We start from the raw sequence: 13,490 nt of genomic DNA on the forward strand, positions 1-13,490 counted from the left end.
ATCTAGATCATGACTTTTACCGAATTAAGTAATTCCATTTTTGTGCAAGTAATAAATGATTACCATAAGGCAGATCATGTTGATACTCCAATAAACAACCCGTTTGAAGAAAAAACCATCGAGTATTTCCTGTACCTCAAAAATTGGATTGATACTGTTCAATGGCATCTGGAAGACATTATTCGTGACCCTGAAATAAACCCAACAGAAGCTCTAAAAATAAAAAGAAGAATAGATAAATCGAACCAGGAAAGAACTGACTTGGTTGAATTAATTGACAGCTATTTCCTTGATAAATATAAAGACATAAAGATACAACCAAATGCCCGTATCAATACAGAAAGCCCGGCATGGGCTATCGACCGTTTATCGATACTTGCTCTCAAAATATATCACATGCAGCAAGAGGTAGACAGAAAAGATTCGGATGCAAATCATCACGAACAGGTTTCTAAAAAATTAGATATATTGTTAGCCCAGCGTGAAGATTTATCCACAGCTATTGAAGAATTATTAGAGGACATAGAAGCAGGAAACAAGTATATGAAGGTATACAAGCAAATGAAAATGTATAATGACCCTGCTCTTAATCCTGTTTTATATGGAAAAGAATCAAAATAACCTAACACTAATTTTGCAATTATGGCTAAAGTATTAGTAATCCGCACTTCCTCGTTTGGGGATGTTGCAATTCTTGTACCTGTCATTTTTTCTGTTGCAGCAAAGTACCCTCAAGACCGTTTTTCGGTAATGACGCGAAAAGCTTTTGCCCCTCTATTCGAAAACTTAGGCTTCAACATTAATGTGATTCCGGTAGACGTTACCGGCAGACACAAGGGCATAGTAGGGCTGTTTAGAATCATCAAGAGGGTTGCAACTCTTGGCTTTTCTCATGTGGCCGACGAACATGATGTTCTGAGATCTAAAGCCATCCGTTTCTTTATGAAAATGACAGGGCGCAAAATGGCTTATATAGACAAAGGGCGTAAAGAAAAAAGAGAAATGATTGCCCATAAAAACCTACAGCCCCCTTTAAAAAGTACTATCGAACGATATCAAAAAGTATTTGACGATTTGGGATTTCCTGCTCCCATGATTTTTACAAATGTATTACAGTTTATACCCAAAGACTTTTCCAGCTTAAGGTCTATAGCTACCGAAAAAACCGGCAAGTGGGTGGGAATTGCTCCTTTTTCTAAGCATAAGGGCAAAATATACCCTCTGGAAAAAATGGAAAAAGTGATTGAGAAACTATCCAAAGACGACAATATTACTATATTTCTGTTCGGCGCAGGGAAAGAAGAAGATAGGGTCTTGTCTAAATGGGCTAAGATGTTTCCAAATACAGTGAATACAATGGGAAAATTAAATCTGGAAAGAGAGCTTATGCTTATATCATATCTGGATGTAATGCTCTCAATGGATTCTGCAAATATGCACCTGGCATCTCTTGTTCAGGTTCCTGTAATCTCAATTTGGGGTGCAACACATCCATCATTAGGATTTTATGGCTTCAATCAGGACTTAGACAATGCTATTCAAATAGATATTGAATGTAGACCCTGCTCGGTATATGGAGACCTACCCTGCCAACGAGAAGATTATGCTTGTTTAGAGAGAATCTCGGAAGATATGGTCGTATCTCGCATTCACCAAGAACTGAATAAAACACAATCATGAAAATAGCGATCCTTTCACCATTTTTTCCCTATAGAGGCGGAATTGCCCAATTTAGCGAATTGCTCTACAGAGGGCTATCGGGAAACAATGAGGTGAAGGCATTTTCATTTACAACATTATACCCTAATTTTCTATTCCCGGGAAAAAGCCAGTATGTCCCAGACAATGAATATTCGGATATAGAAAGCTGTCGTACGCTGAATAGCATAAACCCTTTCAGCTATATAAAAACAGCAAAGGAAATAAATAAATACAAGCCTGACATACTGATTATCTCCTATTGGATGTCATTTATGGTGCCTGCCTACAGCTCTGTTTGCCTGATGCTAAACAAGCAGATAAAAATAGTGGCACTTGTACATAATGCGATTCCTCACGAAAAACGAGTTATAGATAAGCCTCTTACAAAACTATTTTTCAATAGATGTGATGCTTTCATCGTATTAAGTGAAACAGTCAGGAAAGATGTATTATCGCTTTGCAAAGGGGCAAATATATTTTTACATCCGCATCCGATATATGATAATTATGGCGAAACAATAGAAAAAGAGCTAGCTTGCGATAAACTGGGAATAAGAAGTGACAAAAAGAATCTTTTATTTTTTGGTCTCATCCGAGAATATAAAGGTCTCGACTTACTTATAGAATCAATGGACTACCTTGACGATAGCTTCCAACTTATCATATCCGGAGAAAGTTATGGCGATTTTGAAAAGTATAAAAAACTTATCGAGAAATCTCGATTAAAGGATAATATAAAAGTATTCGAGCAATATATTCCGGATAGTATGGTCGCCACTTTTTTCTCAGCAGCAGATGTTTTAGTATTACCTTATCGGTCTGCTACACAAAGTGGGGTTACTGCGATTGCCATACAGATGGAGCTCCCTATAATAGCGACAAATGTGGGAGAACTAGGAAATAGTGTAAAAGATGCACAAATTGGAGTTGTAGCACCAACTGCAACCAATACAGACATTGCCGAAGCTGTATTGGAATTCTTTTCGGATGAAAAGAAGATCTCTATTTATAGGGAAAAAATTAAAGAAGAGAAGAAACGATTATCCTGGAAAAGCTTCATCCAATTTACCGAATCTTCTTTATCCCGCTTGTAACATCCGCCTTCTGGTGCACTCCTATCAATCCTAATGAGTTTTCCTCGGCTCGTTATAGGCAAGAATGATTATTGAGTTTCATAATCCTGTTTGCGTTTAAAATAAGTATCCTAATGAAATATACATATTTCTTGTTCTGGCCTTTCCATCATTATATCCGGGTGCAAAATTTCTCAATCCGCGATCGTATCCTACAGCCAAAACATATCTGTCGTATTCGGCATTAACACCGCCACCTAATCCCCAGTCAAATTTTCCGACACCAATACCGAAGAAGTCTTCTTTTTTTCTAAATTCTTTATCGTCATAGACATATGTCCAATGCGTTTTACCGCCTAAGCCATATGCCATAAAAGGTCCCGCATGAAACATCAGACGAAAATCCCTGTTTATAGGCCAGAGGTAACCTACATGAAGCGGTACTTGTAAATAAGCAGGCTTATCGTTATTAATAAAATAGTGACCCGGAGCATCTGATGTCGCCTCTACATATTTTTTGCCTTTAGAACCTTTTACTGTGTATTCCATACCCGTTATCAAATACATTTTATCTGATAATCTGAAATCTACCGTCACGCCTATATTGAAGCCAACTTTGGCATAACTGTCCAGCTCACCTCTTGGCACTCCATCTTGTCCCGAAAGATTTATTCCGGCTCTTACTCCTACAATCGCTACATTATCTTGTGCATTTCCGGCTGTTGCTAGCAGAAGCATTACAGCTAATAGTTTTGTTGTTTTGTAAATTGCATTCATTATTATAACACATTATGTTAAGATTTTGTCAAAATAGTCAATCGTTTTAATCAACCCATCCCTCAGTTGTACCTTCGGTTCCCAGCTTAGCTTTTCTTTTGCTAAAGTTATATCGGGTCTTCTCTGTTTAGGATCATCACTAGGTAAAGGCATAAATATCAGTTTCGACTTTGAACCTGTAAGTTCGAGAATGAGGGTTGCAAGTTCAAGCATTGTAAACTCTCCCGGATTTCCTGTATTTACAGGACCAATAAAAGAGTCGTCGGTCGCCATCATTCGGGTCATCGCTTCAACAAGGTCATCTACATACTGAAAGCTTCTGGTCTGAGTCCCATCACCATATATCGTAATATCTTCTCCTTTGAGTGCTTGCACAATAAAATTAGATACAACCCTCCCATCATTGGGATTCATATGAGGTCCGTAAGTATTAAATATACGTACAATCTTTATCCTCACTCCATTCTGACGGTGATAGTCCATAAATAAGGTTTCGGCACAACGCTTTCCTTCATCATAGCAAGAACGTATCCCTATCGGATTTACATTTCCCCAATAAGATTCGGGCTGAGGGTGTACATTGGGGTCGCCATACACCTCACTTGTAGAAGCTTGAAGCACCTTTGCCTTCAGGCGTTTTGCCAAACCAAGCATATTGATGGCTCCTACTACAGACGTTTTTATTGTTTTTATCGCATTATACTGATAATGTACAGGAGAAGCAGGACAAGCCAAATTGTATATCTCATCCACATCTGCATGAAAAGGATGAACTATATCATGTCTGATTAATTCAAAATATGGATTATCTAAAAGATGTATGATATTATCTTTTGAGCCTGTAAAATAATTATCTAAGCATAAAACTTCATTCCCATCTTTCAAAAGTCTTTCACAAAGATGTGAACCAATAAATCCCGCACCACCGGTGACCAATATCTTTTTGCGATTCATTATTTTACAGAAATAGCTGTTATTTAATTTATTCTAAAACACAAAGAAACAAAAAAACTTGACGAATATAGTTTTTTTATTGAAAGAAAAACTACCTAAAGTACAGTTTTGCAATAGTTTGAATTTATCAGATTCTATTTATGAATTTGATGAGCAAGTTTTCTTATTATTTTATAAAGTTACACGTATGTAAAGTCTATCCACTCCTATTTACCGGATACTATTTTTTTTATCTCATTCAGCTTGTTTAGAGCCTCCATTGGTGTCAGATTGTTTACATCTAATGATTTAATTTCGTCTCTTACCTGACTGAGAACAGGGTCATCAAGTTGGAAAAAGCTTAGCTGATATCCTTCTCTATTTTCTTTAATATCTTTAATCGGTTTGGATATACCTTGTTTACGATTATCCGATTCCAATTGCTTTAATATAGAATTCGCCCTCTTAACAATGCTTTGAGGCATTCCCGCCATCTTAGCTACATGTATACCAAAACTATGTTCACTTCCTCCGGGAACAAGTTTACGAAGGAATATAACTTTATTATCTATTTCTTTAACCGAAACATTGAAGTTCTTTATCCGCTTAAAGGATTTTTCCATCTCGTTCAGCTCATGATAGTGCGTTGCAAACAAGGTTTTCGCTCTTGCCTTAGGATGTTCGTGAATGTACTCTACAATAGCCCATGCGATAGAAATACCGTCATAGGTGCTTGTTCCACGCCCCAATTCATCAAACAAAACAAGACTTTTAGGTGATAAGTTATTCAAAATATCAGAGGCTTCATTCATCTCTACCATAAACGTAGACTCACCTACCGATATGTTATCAGAAGCTCCTACACGAGTGAAGATTTTATCCACCAATCCTATTTGAGCCGATTCGGCAGGGACAAAACTTCCGGCCTGTGCCATCAGTGTAATGAGTGCAGTTTGACGAAGCAATGCCGATTTACCGGCCATATTGGGCCCGGTAATAATTATTATCTGCTGCTTGTTACTATCCAAAGATACATCATTGGCAATATAACTTTCCCCAAGCGGTAACTGCTTCTCTATTACAGGATGTCGACCATTCTTTATCTTCAAAACATCCGTGTCATTTATCTCGGGACGGATATATTTATTCTCTTTTGCAACTTTGGAAAAAGAAAGTAAACAATCAGTCTGAGCAATAAGACTTGCATTTGCCTGTATTGCCGGTATATACTCTACAATACTAAGAACAAGTTCATTGAATAGATTAGACTCCAAAACCTGAATTTTTTCTTCAGCACCCAGTATCTTTTCTTCATATTCTTTCAGCTCCTGAGTAATGTAACGCTCCGCATTTACCAATGTTTGCTTGCGTATCCAGCCTTCAGGGACTTTATCTTTATGAGTATTTCTGACTTCAATATAGTAGCCAAATACGTTATTAAAACTGATCTTGAGAGATGATATACCTGTAGCTTCAGTTTCTCGTTGCTGTATCTTTAATAAATAATCTTTTCCTGAATAGGCTATATCTCGAAGCTCGTCCAGTTCCGGGTTTACTCCTTTTCTTATTATATTTCCTTTATTAATCAGAGAAGGGGGATCGGGTTGCACTTCTTTTTCGATACGATCATGTATCACCGGACAAGGGTTGAGCCTTTCTCCTATTTCTCTCAGGCTTGGCTCGTCCGAAGCCAAAAATGCATTTCGTATCGGTTCTATTGCTTTCAATGCCACCTTGAGTTGAACGATTTCGCGCGGAGAAACTCTGTTTACGGCAACCTTTGAAATAATCCGCTCCAGGTCTCCGATCAACGCAAGCTGTTCTTCGAGCAAAGTTTTCAGTTCTATATCCTTAAAGAAGTATTCTACAACCGACAAGCGGCTATTGATAGGTTTTACATCTTTGAGCGGGAATACAAGCCAGCGGCGAAGCATACGTGCACCCATTGGTGAGACTGTCTTATCCAAGATGTCTAACAGGCTTTTGCCTCCTTCGTTCATCGTTGAGATAATCTCAAGGCTACGCACTGTAAACTTATCTAAACGTACATATTTATCCTCCTCTATACGAGAGAGAGATGTTATATGCCCTATCTGAGTATGTTGAGTAACATCCAGATAATGAAGAATTGTCCCTGCAGCAATAACTCCGTTTGTCAGATGCTCCACACCAAACCCTTTCAGATTGCGGGTTTCGAAATGCTTCAAAAGGCGACCTTTTGCTGTATCTTCGGTAAACACCCAATCGTCGAGCTCGAAAATAAAAAAACGAGAGCCAAACGACTCTTCAAACATTTTTTTCTTACTTCTCTCTAAGAGCACCTCTTTAGGAGAAAAGTTTGTAAGTAGTTTATCTATATATTCTTTTGTACCCTCTGCAACCAGAAATTCTCCGGTAGAAATATCCAAAAAAGAAACTCCACAGGTGTTCTTTGCAAAGTGAATGGCACAAAGGAAATTATTCTCTTTATGATTTAGTATATTATCATTGATTGATACCCCGGGGGTAACAAGCTCGGTAATACCTCTCTTTACGAGGGTCTTCGTTTGCTTAGGGTCTTCCAATTGGTCACAAATAGCGACACGCCTTCCGGCACGTACCAACTTTGGCAAATATGTATCCAATGCATGGTGTGGAAATCCTGCCAATTCTACAAACTGAGCAGTACCGTTTCCTCTACGCGTAAGCGTGATTCCCAAGATCTCGGCAGCATCGATAGCGTCATCCGAAAATGTTTCGTAAAAGTCTCCTACTCTGAACAATAATATAGCATCAGGATGCTTGCTCTTGATCTCAAAATATTGTTTCATCAGTGGGGTTTCAGCTACCTTTTTTGACACAGTATTTATATAGTTTAGATGTTTTTATGAATCAATTATAAGAAAACAAAGATAGAAAAAAATAAATGAAAGTGTGATGAATCTTTATTTTGGCTTCGAAAAACGGAGTTAAAACTTATTTGTTTTTATCTCTCTAAATCCTCTTACGGTTTAATCGCTATCAAGTTCTGCATATCATCATTCATTTTATTTAACCATAGAAATATATTCTAAAGGAAAATATATATTATATTTGTAGCTGTTTTTAGAAAAAGAAAAAATGATGAGACGGTATACAAAGAAGTGGATTGCTACTCGTTTTTTGCAATTTATTTTAGGTATCTTTATCGTAGCAGCAAATACTTCCTGCTGCATAACAGGATATTGCCAGATAGATAATAATCAGCAATATGCCGGATCGAAAGAGATAAACAAAGAAAAATAATATAAATAGAATGAGATTATTATTACTAGTATTGATCGCAGGAATCTCGCTTACAACTTATGCTCAAACCAGCAGTAGCAAGACAGAGGAACCTACTAAAACAGAAAACAAAGTGAAAACAATACATTTAAACAAAATAGATTTCTTAAAGAAAGTGGCTAATTACGAAGCCAATCCGAACGAATGGAAATACTTGGGAGACAAACCCGCCTTAATTGACTTTTATGCAGACTGGTGTGGGCCATGTAAGGCTGTAGCTCCTGTTTTGGAGGAGTTAGCAAAAGAATATGATGGAGAAATATATATTTACAAAATAGATACGGAAGCAGAGCTTGAGTTATCCGCTCTATTTGGAATCAGAAGTATTCCAAGCCTGTTGTTCGTCCCGATGAATGGAACCCCACAAATGGCACAAGGTGCTCTCCCTAAAAACGCCCTAAAAGAAGCTATAGACAAAGTTTTGTTAGAAAAGAAGTAAAAGACTCTCGTATAGGACATAAAAAAAGGACTTCAAATTGAAGTCCTTTTTTATATTTTCGTCAATATCTTATTCCCACTCGATAGTTGCCGGTGGTTTTGACGATATATCATAAACGACACGATTCACTCCTTTCACCTTATTGATAATCTCGTTAGAGACTTTAGCTAAAAACTCATAAGGCAAGTGTGCCCAGTCGGCAGTCATAGCATCTGTAGATGTTACGGCGCGTAAAGCGACTGTATTCTCATAGGTACGTTCATCGCCCATTACTCCTACCGAACGGATTGGCAACAATATTGCTCCTGCCTGCCATACTTTATCGTACAACCCCCATTCACGCAACATAGAAATATAAATATCATCAGCATTCTGAGCAATCTCGACCTTTTCGGGAGTAATATCGCCAAGGATACGAATTCCAAGACCCGGGCCCGGGAACGGATGACGCTTGATAAGATTTTCTTTCATGCCAAGTTCAAGACCGACACGACGTACTTCATCTTTAAATAACAGGCGAAGAGGTTCTACCAACTTCAAGTGCATCTTTTCAGGTAAGCCACCAACATTATGATGCGATTTGATTACTGTTCCTGTTATCGACAAAGATTCTATAATGTCAGGATAAATAGTACCCTGTCCCAACCATTTTATGTCAGTCAACTTATGCGCTTCTTCATCAAAAACATCAATAAAGCCTTTACCTATTATCTTACGCTTTTGCTCAGGGTCAGTAACCCCAGCAAGAGCTTTATAGAAACGATCTTTAGCATTAACGCCTATCACATTAAGGCCAAGATGCTCATAATCTTTCAAAACGTTTTCGAATTCATTCTTACGAAGCAAGCCATGATCAACAAACACACACGTAAGGTTTTTACCGATTGCCTTATTCAATAATACTGCCGTTACTGACGAATCTACTCCTCCCGAGAGTGCAAGAATCACCTTATCGTCTCCCAATTGCTCTTTGAGTTCTGCGACAGTCGTATCGATAAAAGAAGCAGGCGACCAGTCGCGCTTCATCTTACATATATTCAAGAAATTACTCAACAAACGTGTACCATCTGTTGTATGAAAAACTTCGGGATGGAATTGCACAGCCCATGTAGGCTCTCCATCTATTTTGTATGCTGCAGCCTCTACATCACCTGTACTGGCTATAGTTTTAAAATCGTGAGGAAGAGATGTTATTGTATCACCATGCGACATCCAGACCTGAGTACCTGCTTGTATTCCATCAAAGAGAGGCTCCGAAGAGTCTATTTTCGCAAGATGAGCTCTCCCGTATTCGCGAGAGTCGCTTTTCTCTACTTTTCCGCCCGATGTATAAGCCAAATATTGTGCTCCGTAACAAATACCCAGAACAGGATAGTCTTTTCTTATTTCACTAAGTTCAGGTTTAAACGCATCAGAGTCGTTTACCGAAAATGGACTTCCCGAAAGAATAACTCCTTTTACTGTTTCATCTCCGAATGGAAATTTATTGTAAGGCACTATCTCGCAGTACGTATTGAGTTCTCTTACTCTGCGACCAATAAGTTGGGTGGTTTGTGACCCGAAATCAAGAATAATGATTTTTTCGTGCATAAATATAGATAAGTAAGGGATGTTTATTTAATGCGCACAAAGATACATCATTTTTTGGTCTTACTAAAGAGCTATTTTTATTTTTTTACAGTCCTGAGACTTCTGTATTATATTAACCTTTGATGTTTGGGAAGGATACTATAGTTTATGATGAGAAAATACGGATGTTGATTATACTTTAAATGACAATTGAGATATTTGAAAAGGGCTAGTACATTGAGACAAGATATTATAGAGCAAAAATAAATTATTATGTATAGATTAATAATTCATTGGCTTTATCAATTTTTTTTTCTAAAACATCACTTAGTCCTGTAAAACATTCAATTAATCTTTTCTTCGATTTTGTATGAGTTTTATCTAATTTACTTTCATCATTAAGCATTGTTTCTTTACAACTTCTTGTTGCATCAAGAAAATCTTCCATTGCCTCAATTAGAGACTTTATAGACTCTCTTTCAGGTTCAATATCTTCATCTTCAAGTTGAGCTAATTCTCTCATTTTTATGCTAAACTCGATTGCTTTGGAAAAAGAGTCTTCTATAATAGGAGACTCCTGCTCGCAAACATCTCCTAGTATATTATTTTCATAGGCTAACTTTAATAAAATAGGACGTACTTGAGAGAATGACATGTTTTTATTTTCTTGTATATTATTCAACATTTTAGTTGTTTTATTTGTAAACTCTGTATTTCGTTCTAAGGAAGAAGTGATTGTTTCTAATGATCTCAGACAGATTGCTATATTATCATCAAATTTTTCACGACAATCTAGTAAATCTAATTCTTCTTCAGTTTTTTCTTCTTCATAAATAACTAAAGATGTTTCTAAAGTTTCTTGATTATATTTTTTACTTAAAAAATCAATAAATTCAGTTTTCTGTTTATTCCATGTTGATACTCTTGATTTTGTTTCGCATATTTCACTAATCTCTTCGTATAAAGAATCCAATGCAGCAGAATCATCTAACTTTATACCCCTTTTAATGTTATAGAGCCAACCAATAGACTCAAAACCAATATTTGGAAAAACTATTGGCTTAACATTCCTATTTGTAGCCCAAGCTGCACCCATTTCATTAAGACATATTTCGCTTTTCTTATAATTCTCAGATATCATAAACAAAACATAATTACAATTTGTAATATATTCTTTTATGAAGTCTCTAATATCTTCTCCTGATTTGACCCCTGTGTCTTCTCGAGATGTGCATACTATATCTTTAACTTCTAAATTCATGCCTAACACTAATATTTTATCAATAAAGATATCCACAAGCTCTTTATCTAAAGTAGAATGACTAATAAAGATTTTCTTCATTATGAGAAATAATTAAAAACTTAGAATGTATACAACATCTCAAATTTAACATTTATTTATAAATGTATAACTTTATTTATAAAATTATTCAAGACACAAATATCAAACTACGAAAATTAATGAATTTGTAAATACAATTCTTAGTGATAATGTGGGATACAGGGCAAAAATGAAAAAAGCCTTTCATTTTTGAAAGGCTTTTTGTTAAGTGATCCCGCTGAGAACGCTTTTTTATCTCGTAATAGATATAATAATCAATCGTTTAAAGTTTTCAAGAGGCACATTCGTGACGAATTCGTAACGATTAAAACAATGTCCTTTTGTCTTGTTTTGGCAGACCTCTGTAAGCCTAACTTCTTACGTCAAATATAGGTATTATTTATCTAATCCAAATCTCTTGACAAGTATATTTTACTGAAAGTTTATATACCTAATTATTTATTATCTAGTCCATCCATTCTTTCCTCAAGAAGTTTTATCAATTTATCTAAAAATAAGGTCCGGCTTCCTTTACGTTCACGGATTTCAAGGAAAGTATGGTAGAAGTCACCCAGATTAATATTAAAAACGGTTTCGATATATTCTGCCAACTCTTTTATATTCGTATTGCCATTATTGAAACATCCTGCACTATCCCAGGCATAAATTTGTTCAACAAGTTCTGCTTTCTTCGCAGTCCAAGTAAGCCTTGTTTTAGGGAAATTTGGTGTTTCTTGGATATTTGATTCTACATTTCCTATATGTAAAAGTTTATTGTTGATATATACCGTTAGTCTCTCATTGGCTATCATTTTTGCAACCTTAAAATCGAAGCTTGTTGAAAATCTACCATCTCTTTCGAAATAGAAACAATCGAGAATTAACAGAATATCTGGCTTACCTCTTAGAAAATAATACTTATCAAGATGGGTACTTCCAGAGCGATAATATTGATAAAAATCAGCATTATTGTCGAAGAAATACTTTATACGACCTAACATACCTTCCAAATAATTTTTCCGATCGATATAACTTCCTGTCGGCATTCGCATTTCAAGATTATATATCTTTCGATGATAAATCAATATACTAAATAGTTGAGGCTTTGTTTCCTTGAAAAAGATAATTTCTTCAGTTTGAGATTCGAAAGAATAATCAGAGACAAATTCTTTTAACTTGTCGAAAGTAGCCTCCAACAGAGAAATAATACTAATCGATTTTTGAAAGATATTGTTTTCCTCCAGTTCTATAATCTGAATTTCTTTATTGATATTTTCTTATATATTGCGAATAAATTGCTCCATAGTATTATTATCTTCTATTTTTATGTATTAGCCTATTTATTTTAGGCTAGTCGAAGCAAGAATAAGTCAAAATAATGCCTTAAGGCTATGATTATCTGATAATATAGTTGATTTAGTATAGAATATCCTTTCAACAATAGTCATATTACAAGGATAGTGATTAGGCTACATTCTAGAATTTTAAAGCAGAAGAGAAATAAGAAAGAACTTTTTCTGAACCAGATGTATCTAAATAACTGCTATCTCTGATTTCTCCTTTTTCTATATGAATATAATAATTGCAACACTTAAAAATAAACTCCAAATCATGAGATACGATAAACAAGGTTTTTCCCATATCAGAAAGTTGTTGTAGATCGGTTGCAACTTGATACATATGATGTAGATCCAACCCGCTTGTCGGTTCATCAAATACGATTATATCTCTTTCGCTTGCAATTGCACTTGCAATCGCGACCCTTTGTTTTTGTCCGCCAGATAAAGACATCGGATGTAGATCTTTGAAATCCTCTAAATCTAGGCTTCTCATTATTTTCCCCACTTGCCTCTCGTTTAATTGTTTTTGGCTAAGTGAAATTTCATCCATAACGCTTTCAGTAAATAATTGATGATTTACATCTTGCATCACCATGTAACATTTGTCTATTCTTTGCCTATTCTTAAATTCTTTATTTTGAAATTTTATTTTACCCTTAAATTTTTTTTCTAGTCCGCAAAGACATCTGGCAAATGTTGATTTTCCTGCACCATTTTGACCAAAAACAGCAATAATTGCCCCTTCTGGAACTACCAAACGATTTATATTTAGGGCTAAATTTTTATTTCGCTTATAACGATGATAAAAATCGGTGAATATAATCTCAGAATTGTTTATTCGTAAAGAATTTGTATTAGCTACCAGTCTTTGAAACGAGAGTGTTCGCAACCCCATGTTTTCAGTTTCCTGTTGAGATAAAACTTCAAATTCTGAGGCTGTGTATATTTTTTCGAGACATTGTATAATATAATTGAAAAGTAGTCCACTAAAATAATTGAAAAGTATACCACCCGTTAAGTAAAATCTAAGAGCG

The 13,490-nt window shown here is 35.8% G+C and carries 12 protein-coding genes; 5 read left to right on the forward strand and 7 right to left on the reverse strand.

The window, feature by feature from the left end; translation table 11 throughout:
- The first annotated feature begins 9 nt into the window (after positions 1 to 9).
- From LDB17_RS08970 to LDB17_RS08980, 3 genes are read left to right on the forward strand one after another with little or no spacing between them, the layout of a single operon-like run.
- Positions 10 to 621 carry a DUF4254 domain-containing protein gene (locus tag LDB17_RS08970; RefSeq protein ID WP_252638020.1) on the forward strand — a complete coding sequence of 204 codons (612 nt, stop codon included), beginning with the start codon at positions 10 to 12 and terminating at the stop codon, positions 619 to 621.
- 21 nt (positions 622 to 642) lie between these two features.
- Positions 643 to 1,680: a glycosyltransferase family 9 protein gene (locus LDB17_RS08975; protein ID WP_252638021.1), complete on the forward strand. Its 1,038-nt coding sequence runs from the start codon at positions 643 to 645 to the stop codon at positions 1,678 to 1,680.
- The gene (locus tag LDB17_RS08980) at positions 1,677 to 2,795 is read left to right on the forward strand and encodes a glycosyltransferase (RefSeq protein WP_252638023.1); all 1,119 of its coding nucleotides are present in this window, start codon (positions 1,677 to 1,679) and stop codon (positions 2,793 to 2,795) included. Before LDB17_RS08975 ends, LDB17_RS08980 begins: the two co-directional genes overlap by 4 nt.
- Before the next feature lie 96 nt (positions 2,796 to 2,891).
- Here LDB17_RS08980 and LDB17_RS08985 read toward each other — a convergent pair whose 3' ends face one another.
- The 3 genes from LDB17_RS08985 to mutS form a co-directional block, all read right to left on the reverse strand.
- Positions 2,892 to 3,551: a porin family protein gene (locus tag LDB17_RS08985; protein WP_252638028.1), complete on the reverse strand. Its 660-nt coding sequence runs from the start codon at positions 3,549 to 3,551 to the stop codon at positions 2,892 to 2,894.
- A 12-nt stretch (positions 3,552 to 3,563) separates the two neighbouring features.
- Positions 3,564 to 4,505: a UDP-glucuronic acid decarboxylase family protein gene (locus tag LDB17_RS08990; RefSeq protein ID WP_135105468.1), complete on the reverse strand. Its 942-nt coding sequence runs from the start codon at positions 4,503 to 4,505 to the stop codon at positions 3,564 to 3,566.
- Positions 4,506 to 4,711: 206 nt separating this feature from the next.
- Positions 4,712 to 7,294, reverse strand: a complete 2,583-nt coding sequence (gene mutS / locus LDB17_RS08995) for a DNA mismatch repair protein MutS (protein ID WP_252638030.1) — start codon at positions 7,292 to 7,294, stop codon at positions 4,712 to 4,714.
- 289 nt (positions 7,295 to 7,583) lie between these two features.
- Here mutS and LDB17_RS09000 point away from each other — a divergent pair, with 289 nt between their 5' ends.
- Positions 7,584 to 7,748, forward strand: a complete 165-nt coding sequence (locus LDB17_RS09000) for a hypothetical protein (protein WP_252638031.1) — start codon at positions 7,584 to 7,586, stop codon at positions 7,746 to 7,748.
- Between the two features lie 10 nt (positions 7,749 to 7,758).
- Positions 7,759 to 8,226, forward strand: a complete 468-nt coding sequence (gene trxA, locus LDB17_RS09005) for a thioredoxin (RefSeq protein ID WP_252638033.1) — start codon at positions 7,759 to 7,761, stop codon at positions 8,224 to 8,226.
- Between the two features lie 69 nt (positions 8,227 to 8,295).
- Here trxA and guaA read toward each other — a convergent pair whose 3' ends face one another.
- From guaA to LDB17_RS09025, 4 genes are all read right to left on the reverse strand, one after another.
- A complete protein-coding gene (gene guaA / locus LDB17_RS09010) occupies positions 8,296 to 9,816 on the reverse strand; it encodes a glutamine-hydrolyzing GMP synthase (protein ID WP_252638035.1) in 1,521 nt (506 codons plus the stop codon).
- Between the two features lie 250 nt (positions 9,817 to 10,066).
- Complete coding sequence (locus LDB17_RS09015) at positions 10,067 to 11,137, reverse strand: toll/interleukin-1 receptor domain-containing protein (RefSeq protein ID WP_252638037.1); 1,071 nt, start codon at positions 11,135 to 11,137, stop codon at positions 10,067 to 10,069.
- A 434-nt stretch (positions 11,138 to 11,571) separates the two neighbouring features.
- A complete protein-coding gene (locus LDB17_RS09020; protein ID WP_252638038.1) occupies positions 11,572 to 12,312 on the reverse strand; it encodes an RteC domain-containing protein in 741 nt (246 codons plus the stop codon).
- A gap of 280 nt (positions 12,313 to 12,592) precedes the next feature.
- The coding region (locus LDB17_RS09025; protein WP_393924994.1) for an ATP-binding cassette domain-containing protein at positions 12,593 to 13,490 on the reverse strand (898 nt) is incomplete at its 5' end.

It is taken from the genome of Dysgonomonas sp. Shenzhen-Wh21 (genome assembly GCF_043392705.1).
GTDB lineage: Bacteria > Bacteroidota > Bacteroidia > Bacteroidales > Dysgonomonadaceae > Dysgonomonas.

Coding starts and splice junctions, on each gene's coding strand:
- LDB17_RS08970 (WP_252638020.1), top strand. CDS start 10: ATGACTTTTACCGAATTAAGTAATTCCATTTTTGTGCAAGTAATAAAT.
- LDB17_RS08975 (WP_252638021.1), top strand. CDS start 643: ATGGCTAAAGTATTAGTAATCCGCACTTCCTCGTTTGGGGATGTTGCA.
- LDB17_RS08980 (WP_252638023.1), top strand. CDS start 1,677: ATGAAAATAGCGATCCTTTCACCATTTTTTCCCTATAGAGGCGGAATT.
- LDB17_RS08985 (WP_252638028.1), bottom strand. CDS start 3,551: ATGAATGCAATTTACAAAACAACAAAACTATTAGCTGTAATGCTTCTG.
- LDB17_RS08990 (WP_135105468.1), bottom strand. CDS start 4,505: ATGAATCGCAAAAAGATATTGGTCACCGGTGGTGCGGGATTTATTGGT.
- mutS (WP_252638030.1), bottom strand. CDS start 7,294: ATGAAACAATATTTTGAGATCAAGAGCAAGCATCCTGATGCTATATTA.
- LDB17_RS09000 (WP_252638031.1), top strand. CDS start 7,584: ATGATGAGACGGTATACAAAGAAGTGGATTGCTACTCGTTTTTTGCAA.
- trxA (WP_252638033.1), top strand. CDS start 7,759: ATGAGATTATTATTACTAGTATTGATCGCAGGAATCTCGCTTACAACT.
- guaA (WP_252638035.1), bottom strand. CDS start 9,816: ATGCACGAAAAAATCATTATTCTTGATTTCGGGTCACAAACCACCCAA.
- LDB17_RS09015 (WP_252638037.1), bottom strand. CDS start 11,137: ATGAAGAAAATCTTTATTAGTCATTCTACTTTAGATAAAGAGCTTGTG.